The organism is Micromonospora sagamiensis (assembly GCF_014680085.1).
Taxonomy (GTDB): domain Bacteria; phylum Actinomycetota; class Actinomycetes; order Mycobacteriales; family Micromonosporaceae; genus Micromonospora; species Micromonospora inyonensis.
This window is the reverse complement of the sequence record NZ_AP023438.1, coordinates 862,085-881,246: the sequence shown is the minus strand read 5'-3', so window position 1 is coordinate 881,246 and position 19,162 is coordinate 862,085. Positions and strand designations below refer to the sequence as shown.

General features: G+C 73.7%; 16 protein-coding genes. 13 read left to right on the top strand and 3 right to left on the bottom strand.

Going from position 1 to position 19,162, the window contains the following annotated elements; genetic code table 11:
• The first annotated feature begins 1 nt into the window (after position 1).
• Positions 2 to 1,183 carry a sensor histidine kinase gene (locus tag IGA62_RS03480; protein WP_145816270.1) on the top strand — a complete coding sequence of 394 codons (1,182 nt, stop codon included), beginning with the start codon at positions 2 to 4 and terminating at the stop codon, positions 1,181 to 1,183.
• Entirely contained in the window at positions 1,180 to 1,872 is a 693-nt protein-coding gene (locus IGA62_RS03475) for a response regulator (RefSeq protein ID WP_232624865.1), read from the top strand. Before IGA62_RS03480 ends, IGA62_RS03475 begins: the two co-directional genes overlap by 4 nt.
• Here IGA62_RS03475 and IGA62_RS03470 read toward each other — a convergent pair.
• From IGA62_RS03470 to IGA62_RS03460, 3 genes are read right to left on the bottom strand one after another with little or no spacing between them, the layout of a single operon-like run.
• Entirely contained in the window at positions 1,856 to 2,608 is a 753-nt protein-coding gene (locus IGA62_RS03470) for a TVP38/TMEM64 family protein (protein WP_377464425.1), read from the bottom strand. The two genes, IGA62_RS03475 and IGA62_RS03470, sit on opposite strands and share 17 nt — an antisense overlap.
• Positions 2,551 to 3,270, bottom strand: a complete 720-nt coding sequence (locus IGA62_RS03465; RefSeq protein WP_145816272.1) for a type 1 glutamine amidotransferase — start codon at positions 3,268 to 3,270, stop codon at positions 2,551 to 2,553. Before IGA62_RS03465 ends, IGA62_RS03470 begins: the two co-directional genes overlap by 58 nt.
• Positions 3,260 to 4,507, bottom strand: a complete 1,248-nt coding sequence (locus IGA62_RS03460; protein ID WP_145821828.1) for a MurT ligase domain-containing protein — start codon at positions 4,505 to 4,507, stop codon at positions 3,260 to 3,262. The genes IGA62_RS03465 and IGA62_RS03460 overlap by 11 nt, the downstream gene beginning before the upstream one ends.
• Before the next feature lie 419 nt (positions 4,508 to 4,926).
• On the opposite strand from IGA62_RS03460, the gene mraZ reads away from it, so the two are divergent.
• From mraZ to IGA62_RS03405, 11 genes are all read left to right on the top strand, one after another.
• Positions 4,927 to 5,358: a division/cell wall cluster transcriptional repressor MraZ gene (mraZ, locus tag IGA62_RS03455; RefSeq protein WP_091459897.1), complete on the top strand. Its 432-nt coding sequence runs from the start codon at positions 4,927 to 4,929 to the stop codon at positions 5,356 to 5,358.
• A 207-nt stretch (positions 5,359 to 5,565) separates the two neighbouring features.
• Entirely contained in the window at positions 5,566 to 6,678 is a 1,113-nt protein-coding gene (rsmH, locus tag IGA62_RS03450; protein WP_145821830.1) for a 16S rRNA (cytosine(1402)-N(4))-methyltransferase RsmH, read from the top strand.
• Entirely contained in the window at positions 6,675 to 7,283 is a 609-nt protein-coding gene (locus tag IGA62_RS03445) for a hypothetical protein (protein WP_145816274.1), read from the top strand. Before rsmH ends, IGA62_RS03445 begins: the two co-directional genes overlap by 4 nt.
• A 3-nt stretch (positions 7,284 to 7,286) precedes the next feature.
• Positions 7,287 to 9,560, top strand: a complete 2,274-nt coding sequence (locus IGA62_RS03440) for a peptidoglycan D,D-transpeptidase FtsI family protein (protein WP_145816275.1) — start codon at positions 7,287 to 7,289, stop codon at positions 9,558 to 9,560.
• A 52-nt stretch (positions 9,561 to 9,612) separates the two neighbouring features.
• Positions 9,613 to 11,184: a UDP-N-acetylmuramoyl-L-alanyl-D-glutamate--2,6-diaminopimelate ligase gene (locus IGA62_RS03435; protein WP_145816276.1), complete on the top strand. Its 1,572-nt coding sequence runs from the start codon at positions 9,613 to 9,615 to the stop codon at positions 11,182 to 11,184.
• The gene (locus IGA62_RS03430) at positions 11,181 to 12,578 is read left to right on the top strand and encodes a UDP-N-acetylmuramoyl-tripeptide--D-alanyl-D-alanine ligase (protein ID WP_145816277.1); all 1,398 of its coding nucleotides are present in this window, start codon (positions 11,181 to 11,183) and stop codon (positions 12,576 to 12,578) included. Before IGA62_RS03435 ends, IGA62_RS03430 begins: the two co-directional genes overlap by 4 nt.
• Positions 12,575 to 13,699, top strand: coding sequence for a phospho-N-acetylmuramoyl-pentapeptide-transferase (gene mraY, locus IGA62_RS03425; protein WP_145816278.1), 1,125 nt, complete (start codon positions 12,575 to 12,577; stop codon positions 13,697 to 13,699). The genes IGA62_RS03430 and mraY overlap by 4 nt, the downstream gene beginning before the upstream one ends.
• A 250-nt stretch (positions 13,700 to 13,949) precedes the next feature.
• Complete coding sequence (locus IGA62_RS03420; RefSeq protein WP_145821831.1) at positions 13,950 to 15,368, top strand: FtsW/RodA/SpoVE family cell cycle protein; 1,419 nt, start codon at positions 13,950 to 13,952, stop codon at positions 15,366 to 15,368.
• Entirely contained in the window at positions 15,368 to 16,474 is a 1,107-nt protein-coding gene (gene murG / locus IGA62_RS03415; protein WP_145816279.1) for an undecaprenyldiphospho-muramoylpentapeptide beta-N-acetylglucosaminyltransferase, read from the top strand. Before IGA62_RS03420 ends, murG begins: the two co-directional genes overlap by 1 nt.
• Before the next feature lie 139 nt (positions 16,475 to 16,613).
• Entirely contained in the window at positions 16,614 to 18,194 is a 1,581-nt protein-coding gene (murC, locus tag IGA62_RS03410; protein ID WP_145816280.1) for a UDP-N-acetylmuramate--L-alanine ligase, read from the top strand.
• The gene (locus IGA62_RS03405; RefSeq protein WP_190289251.1) at positions 18,191 to 19,006 is read left to right on the top strand and encodes a cell division protein FtsQ/DivIB; all 816 of its coding nucleotides are present in this window, start codon (positions 18,191 to 18,193) and stop codon (positions 19,004 to 19,006) included. Before murC ends, IGA62_RS03405 begins: the two co-directional genes overlap by 4 nt.
• Positions 19,007 to 19,162: the final 156 nt, after the last annotated feature.

The following is a 19,162-nucleotide window of genomic DNA, read 5'->3' as shown; positions in this document are numbered from 1 at the left end:
CATGCCAGCCGCCCAGCCGCCGCGCCGTGTTCCGTCCGTCCGGTCGACGGCGCTGCCCTGGATCGGCGTCGCCGCGCAGCCCGTCGCCGTGCTCTACGCCCCGGTGGCGGAGGCCGGCGGCGACGGGTTCGGGTTCGGCGGGTGGTGGATTCCGCTGCGCTACCTGCTGCCGGCCCTGGTGGTCGCCCTGCCCGCGGGTCTGCTGCCGCGCCGCCCCCTGGTGGCCCTCGGGCTGATGCTCGCCGGCGCGACGCTGGTCACCGCGACGGTCAACTCCGCCGAGGACAGCTACCTCGCCGACATCTGGTACCTGCAGTTCCTCGTGGTGGACGTGACGGTGGGGGTGGTCGCCGCGAGCCGCTCCCGCCGGCTCGCCCTGCCGGCCACCGCGCTGGTGCTCGTGGTGCAGGTCGTCGCGGCCTTCGTCAACCCCGGCGGGGATCCGGTGAACCGGGCCGTCCTCTCGGTCCTGGCGGTCGCCACCGCCGCGACGGTGGGCAGTTCGGTGCGGGCCCGGCGCCGTTACGCCGCCGCGCTGCGGTCGCACGCCGCGGCCGAGGCGGTCACCGCCGAGCGGCTGCGCATCGCCCGGGAGCTGCACGACATGGTCGCCCACAGCATCGGGGTCATCGCCATCCAGGCCGGCGTGGGTGCCCGGGTCATCGACACCCAGCCGGCACAGGCGCGGGCCGCGCTGCGGACCATCGAGGCCACCAGCCGGGACACCCTCGCCGGGCTGCGGCGTACGCTCGGCGCGCTGCGCCGCCCGGAGTCCGGGCCGTCGCTGGACCCGACGCCCGGCCTGGACGACCTGCACCGCCTGGTCGCCGCCGGGGCGGACGCCGGGATCCGGGTCGACCTGTGCCGGGTCGGGCGGGTCGGACCCGTCCCGGACGACATCGGCCTCGCGGTGTTCCGCATCGTGCAGGAGGCGATCACCAACGTGGTACGGCATGCCGGCACCGCCACCTGCCGGGTGGTGGTCGGGCATCACCCCGACGAACTGGAGGTCGAGGTGATGGACGACGGCCGGGGCGGTCCGGTCGGCGGCGAGGGGCACGGCATCGTCGGCATGCGGGAGCGCGTCGCGCTGCTGGGCGGCCAGTTCACCGCGGCCCCCCGTCCCGAGGGCGGCTTCCGGGTCGCCGTACGGCTGCCCCTGCCGGCGCCGGTGACGCGGTGACCGGCCCGGGGGAGGCCGTCCGCGCCACGGCCGGTCGGATCCGGGTGCTGCTCGTCGACGACCAGCCGCTGGTCCGCGCCGGCCTGCGGGTACTCATCACGGACGCGCCCGACATCGAGGTCGTCGGTGAGGCGGGCACCGGTGCGGACGCCGTCCGGCTGGCCGGTGACGTGCGGCCCGACGTGGTGCTGATGGATCTGCGGATGCCCGGGATGGACGGCATCCGGGCCACCGGGGCGATCACCGCGCAGGGCGGGCCGAGCCGGATCCTCGTCCTCACCACCTTCGACGACGACGACCACGTGCACGCCGCGCTGCGGGCCGGCGCGAGCGGTTTCCTGGTCAAGGACATGGCCCTCGACGACATTCTCACCGCGATCCGGGTGGTGGCCGCCGGGGACGCCCTGCTCGCGCCGGGTGTCACCCGCCGGCTGGTCGCCGAGTTCGCCCGCCGCGCGGCACCGGCGGCCCGTCCGCGTCCCCTCGACGGGGTGACCGGGCGGGAACGGGAGGTGCTGACGCTGGTCGGCCGGGGCCTGTCCAACAGCGAGATCGCCGACGAGTTGACGATCAGCGTCGCCACCGCGAAGGCGCACGTCGGACGCCTGCTCACCAAGCTCGGCGCGCGGGACCGCGTGCACCTGGTCATCGCCGCCTACGACGCCGGACTGGTCACGCCGGCGGGCTGACCTGCCCGCCGGCACGACGGCGGCGTTCCGCCCGCCACCAGGTGTGGCCGAGCACGACGGTGGCGACCAGGCCGAGCCCGGCGGGGGCGACGGTCAGCCAGTTCACCTCGTCGGGGGTGCTGACCGCCGCGCCGAGCGCCGCGTAGCCGAAGGCGGTGGGTGCCGAGGCGAGCACGCTACCGACCAGGAACGGCAGCAGCCGCGCGCCGGTGGTGCCGTAGCCGTAGCTGACCAGTCCGAACCCGGAGATGGGCAGCAGCCGTACGGTCATCACGCCGAGCACGCTCTGCCGGGCGAACCAGCGGTCCAGCCGGGCGAGCCGGCCCCGGATCCGTTCGGCGACGAACTCCCGACCGAGGAGCCGGCCGACCGCGAACCCGAGCGCCGCCGCGAGCAGCGCGGCACCGAGGGCGTACACGGCCCCCTCGAGCGCGCCGAAGAGCACCCCCGAGGCCAGCGTGACGAAGGTGCGGGGCACCAGGGCGACCAGCAGCACCGCGCCGCCGACGATGGCGGCCACCGGGGCGGCGGCGCCCAGCCGGTCGGCGTGCGCCGGCAGGTCGGCCAGCTCCGGCCGGGGCACCAGCACCAGCAGCAGCGCGAAGCACCCCAGCAGGAGCAGCAGGGACGCGAACCGGACGGCCGACCGCTGCGCGAGCAGCCGCCGGACCGCCGGGATCACGGCCGGGCGGCGGCCACCGCGGCCCGGCGTTCGGCGCGCAGCCGCTCGGGCCAGGTGTCGTCGAGCGGGGGGAGCTGGTGCGCCCCGGTGGCCCACTTCAGCAGCAGGTCGGCCAGGGCCGGGTTGCGGGCCAGCGCCGGACCGTGGGAGTAGGTGCCGAGCAGCTTGCCCCGCCAGGCCCCCTCGGTCTGGCCGTCGTTGCCCACGCCGGCGGTGACCCGGGCCAGCGGCGCGACCCCCGCCCCCAGGTGGGTACGTCCGCCGTGGTTCTCGAAGCCGCTCAGCGGGGGCAGGCCCAGCCGGGGGTCGACGTCCCCGGCGAGCTCGCCGACCGCCCGGGACGGACCCCGGTCCGACTGGAGGTCGAGCAGGCCAAGCCCCTGGCAGCGGGTGCCCTTGGCGAAGAACGAGGTGCCGAGCAGCTGGTAGCCGGCGCAGACACCGAAGACGACCGAACCCTGGGCGACCGCGCGGTGCAGCCCGCCGTCGGCGAGCAGCCGCTGCGCGCCCAGCGCCTGCGGGCCGTCCTCGCCACCGCCGATCAGGTAGATGTCGGCGGCGGTGGGCAGCCGCTGGTCGGAGCGGACCTCCAGCACCTCGACCGGCATCCCGCGCTGCTGCGCCCGACGGGCCAGGATCAGCACGTTGCCCCGGTCGCCGTAGGTGGAGAGCAGGTCGGGGTAGATCCAGACGATGCGCAGGCTCTCAGTTGACACGGTCCAACTCCGCTCGGATGTCCTGGAACGCGGTGTAATTGGCGATGACCTCCAGCCGGCCCGCAGGGACGCTGCGGACCGCCTCGTCGAACGAGCGGACGTGCTGGAACGGTACGTCGTTGACGTCGAGACGGACGGCCAGGTCGTAGGCCCGGTCACCGGTGATCAGCACCTGCCGGCCGCGCAGCGGGCCGAAGTCGACGTCGAACAGCCAGGAGGTGTCCAGGCCGTCGGGGTCACGGGCGTTGATGGAGAGCAGTGTCGGGGCGTGGTCGGCCATGTCGAAGGCCTCCAGCCAGCTCGCCGGGTTCTTCGCCAGCAGCAGCCGGATGTTGCGACCGTCCCGGTCGACCTGTGCGTACCGGCCGGCGACCGAGGTGACCCCGGAGAGCCGGGAGACCGCGTCGACCGGGCGGACGCCGAACTCGGCGGCGACGGCGAGCGCGGTGGCCGCGTTGCCGAGGTTGACCCGTCCGGGCAGCTGGAGGACGACCTTGTGCCACGCGCCGGTCGGGTCGACGACGCCGTCGTCCTCGACGACCCAGTGCGGCTGGGGTCGGCGCAGCGGGCAGCCGGAGCACCACCACTGCTCGCCGGAGCGCTGGATGGACGAACCGCACTCGGGGCAGACCCAGGAGTCGTCGTGCCACCGCTGGCCGGCGCTGAACCAGACCACCGTGGGTGGGGTGATCCGGTGGTCGTGGCTGGCCGGTGGGGTGGCCGCCCAGACCACCATCGGGTCGTCGGCGTTGGCCACCACGTGCAGCTCCGGGTGGCGGACCAGCGCGGCCCGCCAGAGCTGCGCCATCATGGCGACCTCCTTGGCCCGGTCGAGCTGGTCGCGGGAGAGGTTGAGCAGGGCCACCACGTGCGGCTCGGTGGCCTCCATCACCTGGGCCAGGTAGTGCTCGTCGACCTCGAGCACCGCGTACGGGGTGCTGCCGGCCTTGGCCAGCGCGGAGGTGTGCCCGGTGGGCATGTTCGCCCCGAACGAGTTGGTGGCGACGGTGCCGAGCACGCCGACCGCGGCGGCGGTGAGCCGTGTGGTGGTGGTCTTGCCGTTGGTGCCGGAGACCAGGGCGATGGCCCGCCCCGCCGAGAGGTGGGCCAGCAGGTCCGGGTCGATCTTCAGGCCGATCCAGCCACCGATCACCGAGCCGTCCCCGCGGCCCGCGGCCCGCGACAGTGCCGCGGCAGTGCGCGACACGGAGCTGGCCACCTTTGCCCGCAGGGGCATCTTCGCGTCCGTCACCCGAGCGAGGTTACCGGACCGGTCACTCCGTCAGATCGCCGCCGACGGCGAACCGTTCGGGCGGGTGTCCCCACCCGCCGGGGCGGCCGGGTGGCCGGGCGGACGCGCGGGGCCCGCCGGCCGGAGGCGGCCCGCGCGCCGGCCGGGTGGATCTTGGTCCACCGGATGGAGTCGATCAATGTCGGAAAACGGACGCCGGTGGCGGGGCGTTTCCGCCACCCACTTCGCTCCACCCCTTCTGACGTGCAGTTTTGTCTTCCGGCGCGACGCGCCGAAGGGTCGTTTCCGGTTGCAGGTGGAGGGAAGTGGAGTAGAGTGGAGCCCAATGGTGAGGCCGGGAGGGCCCACCGGCCCGGGGGGTCAGCGGCGCCGCGAACGCCGTCGAAGGGCGAGGGGGTAGGGCCGTGTTTCTCGGCACCCACACTCCGCGCCTGGACGACAAAGGCCGGTTGATCCTTCCGGCGAGGTTCCGGGACGGACTGGCGGGGGGTGTCGTGATCACCAAGGGGCGAGAACGTTACCTCTGTGTCTTCCCGACGCCGGAGTTCCAGCGCATCGCCGACCAGTTGCGTCAGCAACCGATGACGAACAGGGCCATGCGGGCGTACAGCCGGATCTTCTTCGCCAGCGCGCACGACGAGGTTCCCGACAAGCAGGGGCGGATCACCATCCCGGCCCACCTGCGGGCCTACGCCGACCTGGACCGCGACCTGGCGGTGGTCGGCGAGTACTCCCGCGTGGAGATCTGGGACCGGGCCGCCTGGGAAACCTACAGCGCGGTCGGCGAGGAGGACTTCTCCGACATACCGGAGGGGGTGCTGCCCGGCGGTCTGTAGGGCGTGACGGCGCCCGACGTACTGCGAGATCTCCAGCCGCTTCGCGTTCCTGGCACCCCTTCCCCGGTGCCAGGGGCACGATCCGGTCTCCTCGAGCCGCGGTCGGGGAGCGGGCGGGAGCGGATGGGGATCTGGCGGTACGACGGGGCGTCGGAGCGGCGACACAGACAACACGAGAGAGAAGGTCCGGAACCAGTGGGGGTCGACATGGGGGAGCTACGCGGCACGCACGTGCCGGTACTGCTCGAGCGGTGTCTCGAGCTACTGGCCCCCGCGCTGGACCGGTCCGGGGCGACGGTCCACGTCGACGCCACGCTGGGTCTGGGCGGACACGCCGAGGCGGTGCTCGAGGCACATCCCCGGACCACCCTGATCGGGCTGGACCGGGACACCGAGGCACTGGCGCACTCCCGGGCCCGGCTGGCCCGCTTCGCCGACCGGATCCATCTCGTGCACGCCGTCTACGACGAACTGCCCGAGGTGCTCGACCGGCTGGGTGTCCCGGCCGTCGACGGGATCCTCTTCGATCTCGGGGTCTCCTCGCTGCAACTGGACGAACCCGACCGCGGGTTCGCCTACGCGCGGGACGCTCCGTTGGACATGCGGATGGACCAGACCCGGGGGACGACCGCGGAGGAGGTGGTCAACACCTACTCCCATCCGGACCTGGCCCGCGTCCTGCGGACCTACGGCGAGGAGCGCTTCGCCGGTCGGATCGCCTCGGCGATTCTCCGGGAACGGGAGCGGGGGCGGATCACCTCGACGGCCCGGCTGGCGGAACTGGTCGAGGCGGCCATTCCGGCGCCGGCGCGACGAACGGGCGGTCACCCGGCAAAGAGAACGTTTCAGGCTTTACGGATCGAGGTAAACAGAGAACTGGCAGCGCTGGAGACGGCGCTGCCGGCCGCGCTCGACACGCTGACCGTGGGTGGCCGCATGGTGGTCCTGTCCTACCAGTCACTGGAGGACCGGCTCACCAAGGCGGCGCTCGCCGAGCGGACCCGACGTCAGGGTCCGGTCGACCTCCCGGTCGAACTGCCCGGCACCGGCCCGACGTTCCGGCTGCTCAGCCGGGGCGCCGAGCTGGCCGGGGAGGCGGAGGTCACGGCGAACCCACGGGCCGCCTCGGTGCGGCTGCGTGCCGCGGAGCGGATCGATCCCGACGCGGAACGCCCACGCGGTGCCGAACGCGAACGGTACCGCCGGCGGGCCAGGGCGATGCACCAGGGGGTGGGGTTGACCACGGGTTCCACAGTGGACCTGCGGGAAGCCCCGGACGACGGCACGACGACGGACGACGAAAAGGGGGAGGGATCATGAACGTCAACAAGCGCGACCGCCGGGACCTTCCCGGCGCGGGGCAGCGTACACCGCGGTCGGGGGGCCGGACCGTGGCGGCGCGGACCGCGTCGGTGGGAACCGGCGCAACCGGATCGGACCGGGCCCGGCGGCAGGGTGAGACTCGCGCCCGGGGGGCGCGCGAGTTCCCGACCCAGGGCAGTGCCGCGCTGCGGCCGGCGGAGCGGAGCGCCGGCACCGCGCGGCCGACCGCGCCGCGACTGCGGGTCGCCCCGCCGCCGCCGGTCTCCGTGCCGCGGGCGCCCTTCGTGGGCCTGGTCCTGGTCCTGGTGGTCGGCGGGGTGCTCGGCATCCTGCTGGTCAACACCAAGATCAACGAAAACGCCTTCCGGCTGGAGAAGCTCCAGCAGCAGCAGGCCAAACTCGACGTCGACGAGCAGCAGCTGAAGAAGCAGATCGCCGAGCACGAGGCACCGGGCAACCTGACCGCCGAGGCCCGCAAGCTGGGGCTGGTCGAGTCGGACGAGCCGGCCTTCATCCAGCTGCCGGACGGCCGGATGATCGGTGTGCCCCGCCCGGCGGGCGGCCAGCCGGCCATCACGAGCCAGCAGGGCGCGGGAGACTGACCCGTGGCCCCGAGACCAGAGGAACCGCGCCGGGACGCCACAGGCTCCCGGCGCGGTTCGTCACGTGCCGCGGGCAACCGGGGTGGCGAGCCGCGTGAGCCGGGCGTCGGCGGGATCTCCGACGCGCGCTCGTACACGCCTCGGGGCCGTACCGTCCGGGAGAGCCGCGACGAGCGCGCCGGGTTCGCGCGGGGGACCGGTCGGGAGGACCGCGCCGCCCGCGAGTCCGGGCTGCCGGGCCGCAGCGAGCGTGAGGAACGCACCGCCGCCGCCCGCCGTACCACCGGAACCGACCAGCGCCGCAACCCGCGCGGCGGGCGCTCCGCCGACCCGTTCCGCCCGGCCCTCCAGGTGCTCGACGGAGGGCGGACCGGGGCCGGGCGCACCGGCCGCCGGGCCGCGCCGGCCACCCGTACCACCGTGATCCGCACCGTCGACCCGGCTGGCACCCCGGGGAGCGAGGAACCCCCGCCGCCGCGTCGTCGTACCCCACGACCGGCGTCCGCCGCGCGACGGCCCGTGCGCAAGCCGCGCCGTGCGCCGCTGCTCGCCGACTCACGCCGCCGGCTACGGCTCGGCACCGTCCTCACCCTCGCCATGTTCGCGGTCATCGGCATCCGCCTGGTCGCGCTCCAGGCCGTGGAGGCCCCCGCGTACGCCGGGGGTGGCGTCGCCGACCGGCTGCGTACGGTGGACCTGCCGGCCCCGCGCGGGGCGATCTACGACCGCGACGGCAAGCCGCTGGCGCACAGCGTCGAGGCCCGGTACGTCTTCGCCGACCCGACCCGCGTCAAGGACATCCCGGCCACCGCCCGGGCGCTCTCCCCGCTGCTCGGCATCCCCGCCTCGGAACTAACCGAGCGGATGGCCCCGCGCACCCGTGAGGACGGCCGCGAGTCGCAGTTCGAGTACCTCGCCCGGGGCGTCGACATCGCCACCGCCCGGAAGATCATGGCGTTGGAGCTGCCCGGCATCGGCGCGCACCGCGACGAGCGCCGCGAGGTGCCCGGCGGTGACCTGGCGGCGAACCTGATCGGCTTCACCAGTCCGGACATGGTCGGGCTGGAGGGTCTGGAGGCCCGCTACGACGACCTGCTCGACGGCGAGGACGGCAAGCGGGTCTTCGAGATCGGCAAGGGCGACCTGAACGCGCCGATCCCCGGCGGCTACCGCGAGACCACCGAGGCGCAGCCGGGCAGCTCGCTCACCCTCACCACCGACCGGGACCTCCAGTACCGCACGCAGGAGATCCTCAGCGACCGGATGGCCAAGGTCAGCGGCAGCACCGGCGCGGCGATCGTCATCGAGATCCCGTCCGGTGAGATCCTCGCCCAGGCCAGCCATCCCACGTACAACGCCGCCGCTCCGGACAAGAGCAAGCCCACCGACCGGGAGGACGCGGCCACCAGCTTCGTGGTCGACCCCGGCTCGGTGCACAAGGCGATCACCTTCGGTGCGGCGCTCCAGGAGGGCGTGATCACGCCCGACACCGCCTTCCCGGTGGAGAACTCCATCCTCAAGGGCGACACCTGGTTCTCCGACACGCACAAGGCGCACGGACAGCGGATGAGCCTGCCGGGGATGATGGCCTACTCCTCCAACGTCGGCACCATCAAGATCGCCGATCAGCTCGGCAAGGAGAAGCTCTACGAATACCAGCGGCGCTTCGGGCTGGGCCAGCGGACCGAGGTGGGCATGCCCGGCGAGGCGCCCGGCCGGCTGCTGCCGCCGTCGGAGTGGAGCGACTCGTCGTACGGGTCGGTGCCGATCGGACACAGCGTGGACGCCACCCCGTTGCAGATGGCCGCCGTCTACGCGACGATCGCCAACAACGGCACCTGGGTCCAGCCGCGCCTGGTCAAGGAGACCATCGACCCGAACGGCAAGCGCACCCCGACGAAGCCGCCGGCCACCCGGAAGGTGCTCAGCCCGGAGAACGCCGCCGCCCTGCGCAGCATCCTGGAGGCGGTGACCACCGTCGAGGACGCCACCGGCCTGACGGCCGCGATCCCGGGCTACCGGGTCGCCGGCAAGACCGGCACCGGTTGGCGGTTGGTCGACGGGAAGAAGCAGCCCGGCGAGGTCGCCTCGTTCATCGGGATGGCCCCGGCGGAGAACCCGCGCTACGTGATCGCCGTCTTCGCGCACACCCCGGGTGGGGGCGGCGGCGCGATCGCCGGCCCGGCCTTCCGCGACATGATGGGCTTCACCCTGCGCCACTACAAGGTGCCCCCGACCGGCGAGAAGCGACCGGAGTTCACGGTCTATCCGCGCTGACCAGGCACACCGGGACATCATCGGTGAGTGGGGGCGAACCGCCGGGGCGGCTGTGCGGTCCCTGCCGACCGACCGGGTAGGGTCTGACGCCGTGCCCGGCAATCCACGCCCCCGTACCGTGATCGGAATCCGGCTCGGCGAACTCGCCGCGCGACTCGGTGTCGCGCCGCCGGCGCAGGCCGCGGACGTGTCGGTGACCGGGGTGACCCACGCCAGCCAGGAGGTCCGCCCCGGCGACCTGTACGCCGCGCTGCCCGGCGCACGCCGGCACGGCGCGGAGTTCGCCGCCGGTGCGGCGGCGGCCGGGGCGGTGGCCGCGCTGACCGACGAGGCCGGCCGGGCGGCGGTGGCCGCCGCCGGGCTGCCGGCGCTGGTCGTCGCCGACCCGCGCGAGGCGCTCGGCTCGCTCGCCTCCGCCGTCTACGGCGACCCGACCGAGGGGCTCACCGTCATCGGGGTGACCGGCACCGCCGGCAAGACCTCCACCGCCTACCTGGTCGAGTCCGGGCTGCGCGCCGCCGGGCACACCACCGGCCTGATCGGCACCGTGGAGACCCGCCTCGGCGACCTGGTGGTGGAGAGCGTGCGGACCACCCCGGAGGCCACCGACCTGCACGCCATGCTCGCCGCCGCCCGGGAACGCGGGGTGAGCGCGGTGGTCATGGAGGTCTCCAGCCACGCGCTGGCCATGGGGCGGGTCGGCGGCGTCCGATTCGCCGTCGGCGGATACACCAACTTCGGCTCCGACCACCTGGACTTCCACGCCGACACCGCCGACTACTTCGCGGCCAAGGCCCGGCTCTTCGACGGCCGTTGCGCGGCCGAGGTGCTCAACCTCGACGACCCGGCGTTGCGACCGCTGTTCCGGCCGGCCACGGTCAGCTACTCGGCGGCCGGTGACCCGTCCGCCACCTGGTGGGCCTCGGACGTCGACGACGCCGGCTACGCCCAGCGGTTCACCGCGCACGGCCCGGACGGGCTGACCCTCTCCGCCGGGGTGGCGCTGCCCGGCCGGCACAACGTGGCCAACGCCCTGCTCGCCATCGCCAGCCTGGTGGCGGTCGGGGTGGACCCGCGTACCGCCGCGGCGGGGGTGGCCGAGTGCCCGGGCGTGCCGGGGCGGCTGGAGCTGGTGCGGGCGCCCGGCCCGGTGAAGGGCGTGGTCGACTACGCGCACAAGCCGGACGCGATCGTCGCCGCCCTGACCGCGCTGCGCGAGCTGACCACCGGCGGTGGCCGGTTGATCTGCGTCATCGGGGCCGGCGGGGACCGGGACCGGGGCAAGCGCCCGGTGATGGGGGCGGCCGCCGCCCGGGGAGCCGACGTGGTCCTGGTGACCGACGACAACCCGCGTACCGAGGACCCGGCGGCGATCCGGGCCGAGGTCCGGGCCGGTGCCGAGACGACCGCCGGCAGGGTGGCGACCGTCCTCGACGTGGCCGGCCGGCGCGCCGCCATCGACGAGGCGGTCCGGATGGCCGGGCCGGGGGACGTGGTGGCCGTACTCGGCAAGGGCCACGAACGCGGTCAGGAGGTCGGCGGCGAGGTGCTGCCGTTCGACGACCGGACGGAACTGGCGGACGCGCTGCGCGCCCGCTTCGGCGACCGGGTGGAGCAGTCGTGATCACACTGACCCTGGCCGAGCTGGCCGCCGCCGTCGACGGGCGGCTGGTCGGCGCCGACCCGACCGCCACGGTGACCGGCGCGGTCGAGTTCGACTCCCGCAAGGTCCGCCCCGGCGGGCTCTTCGTCGCCTTCGACGGGGAGAAGGTCGACGGGCACGACTACGCGGCCCGCGCGGTGGCCGACGGCGCGGTCGCCGTCCTCGGCACCCGGGAGGTGCCCGGCGTGCCGATGGTGCTGGTCGCCGACGCGCTCGCCGCGCTGGGCCGGCTCGCCCGCGCCGTGGTGGACCGGCTGCCGGAACTGACCGTCATCGGCATCACCGGCTCCTCCGGCAAGACCACCACCAAGGACCTGATCGCCCAGCTCACCGCCCGGCTCGGCCCGACGGTGGCCCCGCCCGGGTCGTTCAACAACGAGCTGGGACACCCGTACACGGCGTTGCAGGCGGGGCCGGACACCCGGTTCCTGGTGCTGGAGAAGGGCGCCCGCGGGGTGGGGCACGTCCGCTACCTCTGCGACGTGGTGCCACCCCGGATCTCGGTGGTGCTCAACGTGGGGGTGGCGCACATCGGGGAGTTCGGCTCCCGGGAGACGATCGCCATGGCCAAGGGGGAACTGGTCGAGGCACTGCCGGTCGACGGGCTCGCCGTGCTCAACGCCGACGACCCGCTGGTCGCCGCGATGGCCACCCGCACCCGGGGCCGGGTGGTCCGCTACGGCGAGGCGGTCGACGCCGACGTGCGCGCCACCGACGTGACGCTGGACGACCGGGGACGCCCCTCGTACACGCTGGTCACGCCGGAGGGCGCCGTACCGGTGCGGCTCGGTCTGACCGGCCACCACCAGGTCTCCAACTCGCTGGCCGCCGCGGCGGTGGCCCGGGAACTGGGCATGCCCCTGGCCGACCTGGCCGAGGCGCTCGGTGGGCTGGGGCTGGTCTCGACCCGGCGGATGGACGTCTTCGACCGTCCCGACGGGGTGACGGTGATCGACGACTCGTACAACGCCAACCCGGCGTCGATGGCGGTCGCGCTGCGCGCGCTGGCCGGCATGCGGCGGAACGGGCGGACGATCGCGGTGCTCGGCTACATGGCCGAACTGGGCCCGTTCGAGGTCGACGGGCACCGGGAGGTCGGCCGGCTCGCGGCCGAACTGGGTGTCGACCGGCTGCTCGTGGTGGACGCGGCGGCGGCACCGATCCAAGCAGGCGCGACAGCGGTAGGAAACTGGGGAGGAGAATCGGTGCTGCTCACCGATCAGGCAGCGGCCGTCGAGGTGCTGCGCAGTGAGCTACGGCCAGGGGACGTGGTCCTGGTCAAGGGCTCCCGGTACCGCACCTGGGAGGTGGCCGACGCGCTGCGCGTCGGCACCGGGGGTGAGGACGCTCAATGAGGGCCGTCATCGTGGCCATCGGGGTGGCCTTCCTCATCTCGCTGCTCACCACCCCGATCGCGATCAAGGTGTTCACCCGGCTCAAGGCCGGCCAGCCGATCCGATCCATCGGGCTCGCCAGCAACCAGGGCAAGAAGGGCACGCCCACGATGGGCGGGGTGGTGTTCATCATCGCCACGGTCATCGCGTATGTCGCCGGGCACCTCGCCCTGACCACCCTGCCGGACCAGCAGATCGCCCAGGTCGAACCGACCATCACCGCGCTGGTGCTGCTGGGGCTGATGGTCTTCTCCGGCGCGGTCGGCTTCATCGACGACTTCGTCAAGGTCCGCAAGCGCAACAGCGGCGGCATCAGCGCACGGGCAAAGCTGATCGGCCAGATCCTGGTGGGCGCGGTCTTCGGGGTGGTGGCGCTCTACTTCCCCAGCAGCATGACCGACGCGAGCGGCGCGGTCACCAACGTCGAGACCGTCGGCAGCACCACCCTGAGCTTCATCCGGGACATCCCGGCGCTGGACATCGGCAAGATCGCCTCCGTGGTCATCTTCATCTTCGTGGTGATGGCGGCGACCAACGGCGTCAACCTCACCGACGGTCTGGACGGTCTCGCCACCGGCGCGTCGGTGATGGTGCTCGCCGCGTACGCGCTGATCGCGTTCTGGCAGTACCGGCACTGGTGCGCCGACCCGAACTACACCGAGGACTACTGCTACACCGTCCGGGACCCGCTGGAGATCGCGCTGATCGCGGGCGCGGCGGCCGGCGCCTGTGTCGGCTTCCTCTGGTGGAACACCTCACCGGCCCGGATCTTCATGGGTGACACCGGCGCGCTCGGCCTGGGCGGGCTGATCGCCGGCATGGCGATGTCCACCCGTACCGTGCTGCTGCTGCCGATCATCGGTGGGCTGTTCGTGATCATCACCATGTCGGTGGTCATCCAGATCATCTCCTTCAAGACCACCGGCAAGCGGGTGTTCCGGATGTCCCCGCTCCAGCACCACTTCGAGTTGGCCGGCTGGAGCGAGGTCAACATCGTGGTCCGCTTCTGGATCATCGCCGGGATCGGGGTGGCCATCGCGCTCGGCCTCTTCTACAGCGAGTTCCTCGCCAACGTCAGCTGACCGCTCGTTTGGTGACTGCAGGGGCCCCTTGCTACGCGAAATGCGGTAGCCGGGGGCCCCTGCAACCACCTGGGGCGGCAAACCGACACGCCGAGAGTCGGGGGTTCCGCGCGAAGCGGGTGACGGCAGCGGCGATGATGGGCGGGTGGGGGAGGACCGAGGAAACGGCAGGACAGTCGACGGGCAGCCGCGGGGAGCCGGCGCGGGGCGTACCGCCGACCCGCCCGCACCGCCGCGCGGCCTGGACGCCATGGGCGGGCTGGCGGCGTTGCGCGGCCTGCTCGCCCGGCCGCTGGCGTCCTACTACCTGCTGATCTCCAGCGCCGGTCTGCTGCTGGTCATCGGGCTGACCATGGTCTTCTCCGCGACTAGCGTGAAGGCGTACGCCGAGGAGGGCAACGCCTTCGCCGCGCTCACCAAGCAGGCGATCTTCGCGGTGATCGGCATCGTCGCCTTCTGGGCCTGCCAGCGGCTGCCGGCGCGCACCTTCCGGGTGCTCGGCGGGCCGGTGCTCGGGTTGTCGGTGGTGCTGCTGTTGCTGCTCAACCTCCTGCTGGCCTACGGGTCGCTGTTCGACACCGCCCCGAAGATCGGGCCGCTCGAGGCGAACCTGCTCTGGCTCTACCTTGGTCCGATCCAGTTGCAACCCTCCGAACTGGCCAAGTTCGGAATGGTGCTCTGGGGAGCCGACGTGATCGCCCGCAAGGGCGCCAAGCTGGGCTGGTGGAAGGAGCTGGCCACCCCGCTCTTCCCGGTCGTCGGCCTGCTCTTCGTGCTGGTCGGCTACAACGACCTGGGCACCATGCTCTGTCTGCTGGCGCTGGTGATCGGCCTGCTCTGGGCGGCCGGGGTCCGCAAGCGGGTCTTCGCCGTGCTGTCGGTGCTCGGGCTGGCCGGGGTGGCCCTGCTGGTGGCGGTGGCCTCGCTCGGCGCCGGCTCCGGCGAGAAGGGCGCGGAGAACTACCGCCTGGCCCGGCTCACCTACTTCATCAACCGGCCTCCCCCGGACGAGTGCGGCGACCCGTGCTACCAGGCCGACCAGGCCCGGTACGCCATCGACCTCGGCGGCTGGTTCGGCACCGGGCTCGGTCAGAGCCGGACCAAGTGGGACTGGCTGCCCGCCGCCGGCAACGACTTCATCTTCGCGGTCATCGCCGAGGAACTCGGGGTGGTCGGCTGCGTCGTGGTGCTGGTGCTGTTCGCGGTGCTCGCGTACACCGGGCTGCGGATCGCCCGCCGGGTCGAGGATCCGTTCCGGCGGCTCGCCGCCGCCGCCGTCACCACCTGGCTGGTCAGCCAGGCCGTGATCAACATCGGCGGCGTGGTGGGGCTGCTGCCGATCACCGGTCTGCCGCTGCCGTTCATCTCCGACGGCGGCAGCGCCCTGGTGGTCACCCTCGCCGCGGTCGGGATGCTCGCCTCGTTCGCCCGAGCCGAGCCGGACGCCGCACGGGCCCTGCACGCCCGTCCGCCCGCCCGATGGGTCCGACTAGTGTGGGCCCCGTTGCCGCCGCTTCCCGGCCGGCGTCGTCGACCGGCGACGCCCCCGGCCGACCGTGGGTCCGTACCCCGGGCGCGAGCGCGGCGGGAGGACGACGACGAGACCGCGCCGCGTGGCGCCCGGGGCGCCCGGGCCCGCGCCGGGTCGGCCAGTGAGAGGAGACGCTGATGGGTCCGCTGCGTTCGGTGGTGCTCTGCGGAGGGGGCACCGGGGGACACATCTACCCCCTGCTCGCCTTCGCCGACTGCCTCCGCCGGCACGACCCGAACGTCCGGATCACCTGCCTGGGCACACCGAAGGGCCTGGAGAACGAGCTGATCCCACCGCACGGCTACGACCTGCGCACGATTCCCGCCTACCAGCTGCCGCGCTCGGTCAACATGAACCTGGTCCGTACCCCCGGTCGGATGTGGACCGCGGCCCGCGCCGCCGGCAAGGTGATCGACGAGGTGCGCGCCGACGTGGTCGTCGGCTTCGGCGGGTACGTCTCGGTGCCCGGCTACCTCGCCGCCTGGCGGCGGGACCTGCCGATCGTCATCCACGAGGTCAACGTGCCGCCGGGGGTGGCCAACCGGCTCGGCATGAAGTTCACCCGGCACGTGGCGGTGGGCTTCCCGCACCAGCCGCAGCAGGCCGAGGCGCTGCGGGACGCCCGCGTGGTCGGGGTGCCGCTGCGGCGCGGCATCGCCGGGCTGGACCGGGTCGCGTACCGCAACGCCGCCCGGGCCCGCTTCGGGCTCCGCCCCGACCTGCCGGTGCTCTTCGTCGCCGGTGGCTCGCAGGGCGCCCGCTCGATCAACCTGGCCGTCTCCGGGGCGGCGAAGGAACTGGCCCGGTACGGCCTGCAGGTGCTGCACGTGATCGGTGCCCGCAACGAGCCGGTGCCGGTCCCCACCGACCTGCCGGTGCCGTACGTCACCCTGCCCTACCTGTCCGAGATGGAACTGGGCTACGCCGCCGCCGACCTGATGCTCGGCCGGGGCGGGGCGATGACCTGCGCCGAGGTGGCCGCGATCGGTCTGCCCACCATCTACGTGCCGTACCCGCACAGCAACCAGGAGCAGAAGCGCAACGCGCTGCCCGTGGTCGAGGCCGGCGGCGGGCTGCTGGTGGACGACGCCGAACTCACCCCGGACTGGATCGAGCGGACGGTCATCCCGCTGATCCGCGACCCGCATCGCCTCGCCGCGATGGGTGCCGCCGCCGCCGACTACGGCCGGCGCGACGGCGACGAGGCGCTGCTCCGATTCGTCCACGAGGCGGTGGCCCGGTGAGCCGGCCGAACCCGACCGGCCCGGTGAGCCGACCGAACCCGACCGGCCCGGCGAGCCGGGCGGTTGCGACCGGCCCGGTGCGCAGGGCGACCACGAACGGCCCGGTGAGCCGGGCGACCGCGACGGGAAGGTACCTCTCATGAACACCGCGCAGTTCTCCCCGGCCGGCACACTGACCGCCGAGGACCTGGGCACCATCCACCTGATCGGGGTGGGCGGGGTCGGCATGAGTGGCCTGGCCCGGCTCTTCCTCACCCGGGGCATCCGCACCACCGGCAGCGAGCTGCGGGAGTGGCCGTCGCTGGCCGGCCTGCGCGCGCTGGGTGGCACCATCCACATGACCCACGAGCCGGCCAACCTCGACGGTGTGGACACCGTGGTCTACTCGTCGGCGATCCCGGCCGACCACCTGGAGATGGTGGAGGCCCGGCGACGCGGCCTGCGGGTGCTGCACCGCTCCGAGGCGCTCGCGGCGGCGATGACCGGCCGGCGGGCGGTGGCGATCGCCGGTACCCACGGCAAGACCACCACCACCTCGATGGTGACGATGGTGCTCCAGCAGGCCGGGGAGGACCCGTCGTTCGTCATCGGCGGGGAGATCTCCGAGGTGGGCTCGGGCGCGCACCACGGCACCGGGCAGTACTTCGTGGTGGAGGCCGACGAGAGCGACCGGTCGTTCCTGATCTACCGGCCCTTCGTCTCGGTGATCACCAACATCGAGCCCGACCACCTGAACACCTACGGCGACTTCGCCACGCTGAAGGCGGCCTTCGCCGACTTCGCCCGACTCACCGACCCGGCGGGCTTCATCGTCACCTGCGCGGACGACCCGGCCGCCCGGGAACTGGCCGCGACGCTGCGGGCCGAGGGGCGCCGGGTCTACACGTACGGCGAGTCGCCCGACGCCGACCTGCGGGTGACCGGCATGTCGTCGTCGGCCCGGGGGGCCCGCTACCTGGCCGAGGTGGACGGACGCGCGCTCGGGGAGATCCGCCTGCCGGTGCCCGGCCGCCACATGGGACTCAACAGCGCCGCAGCGGTGCTCACCGCGTACCTGCTGGACCTTCCGCTGACCGCCACCACGGACGCGCTGGCGGCCTTCCCCGGCGTCCGGCGGCGGTTCGAGCGCAAGGGCGTGGCCGACGGCGTCCTGGTCTACGACGAGTACGCCTACCACCCGACCTCGATCACCCTCGCCCTGCGGACGCTGCGCGAGGTGGCCGGGGACGGCCGGTTGATCGTGGTGTTCCAGCCCTACCGGCTCTACCGCACCCGCGACCTCCAGGCGGAGATCGCCGAGGGGCTCGCCATCGCCGACGAGGTGGTGCTGCTGGAGGTCTTCGGCCCGGGTGAGCTGCGCCAACCGGGGGAGGGGTCGGCCGCCCTGATCGAGGCGATCGACCTGCCGGCCGAGCGGAAGGTCTTCGTCGACTCGTGGGAGGCGGCGCCGGTGGAGGTGGCCCGCCGGGCCCGGCCCGGCGACGTGGTGGTCACCATGGGCGCGCCGCCGATCTCGCTGATGGGCGACCAGCTCCTCGACGCGCTGCTGGCCCGCACGGGCACCCCCGGTGCGGCCGGCCCGGCGGTATCCGGGGCTCCGGTCGGCACCACTCCGGCGGCCTCCGAGGCCCCGGTCGGCACCACCACCGCCCCGGTGACCGACGCCACCGGGGCCACCCCGGCGGCCGGTACGGACGGCGCGTCGCCCGCGGCCGGATGAGTCCCGGCCCGGCGCGGGGGCGGACGGCCGGCGCGGAGCCCGGGGGGCGGCGCGGCCCGGCCCGCCGGTGGCAGCTGGTCCGGGCCGGCACGGACGCGGTGCCGCCGTCGACCCGCCGGTTCATGCAACGGGCCCGGCAGCGTCGGCTGCGCGCCGCGCTGCCGTGGGCGCTGGCGGGCGGGGTGCTGCTCCTGGCCGGGCTGGTCGCGTGGGTGCTGCTCGGCACCGGCCTGTTCGGGGTCCGCGAGGTGCGGGTGGTCGGGGCCGACCTGGTGACGCCGGTGCAGGTCCGTCAGGCGGCGGCGGTGCCGGACGGTGTCCCGCTGGCCCGGGTGGACCTGGCGGACACGGCCCGCCGGATCGGCGAACTGCCGCCGGTGGAGCGGGCCACGGTGACCCGGGACTGGCCGGGCGCCCTGGTGGTACGGGTGGTGGAGCGGACGCCGGTGGCGGTGGTCCCACAGGGGGAACGGTTCGTCGTGGTGGACCGGTTCGGGGTGGCGTTCCGTACGGAACCGGCGCGCCCGGCGGGTCTGCCGTTGGCGCGGGTGGCCCGTCCCGGACCGGACGACCCGGAGACCCGGGCGGCGCTGGAGGTCCTCGCCGCGCTCACCCCGCAGCTGCGTGAGGCGCTGGTGGACGTCACGGTGGAGGGACTGGCCCGGATCACGGTCCGCCTCTCCGGTGGACGCACGATCGTCTGGGGCGACGCGACCCGGGGCGAGGACAAGGCCCGGGTGGCGACCACCCTGCTCGGTCGGAATGCCGACACCATCGACGTCAGCGCCCCCGACGTGGTGACGTTCCGGTGAACCGGGACGCTGGGAAGGGTGAGCCTGCCCGCTCTCCACGACGACACGCCGGTCAGGTCCTTGGTTCATCGCGTAGGGACGCTTACGTTGCCCGGAAGAGGATCAGTAGTTGACATAACTGTAAGCCTCTAGTAGAGGGTGAAGGTTAGCCCTTCG

Bases quoted from the DNA above. Each gene is read 5' to 3' on its own strand.
- IGA62_RS03445 (WP_145816274.1), top strand. From the start codon at position 6,675: ATGAACGTCAACAAGCGCGACCGCCGGGACCTTCCCGGCGCGGGGCAG.
- IGA62_RS03460 (WP_145821828.1), bottom strand. From the start codon at position 4,507: ATGCCCCTGCGGGCAAAGGTGGCCAGCTCCGTGTCGCGCACTGCCGCG.
- IGA62_RS03405 (WP_190289251.1), top strand. From the start codon at position 18,191: ATGAGTCCCGGCCCGGCGCGGGGGCGGACGGCCGGCGCGGAGCCCGGG.
- IGA62_RS03480 (WP_145816270.1), top strand. From the start codon at position 2: ATGCCAGCCGCCCAGCCGCCGCGCCGTGTTCCGTCCGTCCGGTCGACG.
- murG (WP_145816279.1), top strand. From the start codon at position 15,368: ATGGGTCCGCTGCGTTCGGTGGTGCTCTGCGGAGGGGGCACCGGGGGA.
- mraY (WP_145816278.1), top strand. From the start codon at position 12,575: ATGAGGGCCGTCATCGTGGCCATCGGGGTGGCCTTCCTCATCTCGCTG.
- IGA62_RS03420 (WP_145821831.1), top strand. From the start codon at position 13,950: ATGGGCGGGCTGGCGGCGTTGCGCGGCCTGCTCGCCCGGCCGCTGGCG.
- rsmH (WP_145821830.1), top strand. From the start codon at position 5,566: ATGGGGGAGCTACGCGGCACGCACGTGCCGGTACTGCTCGAGCGGTGT.
- murC (WP_145816280.1), top strand. From the start codon at position 16,614: ATGAACACCGCGCAGTTCTCCCCGGCCGGCACACTGACCGCCGAGGAC.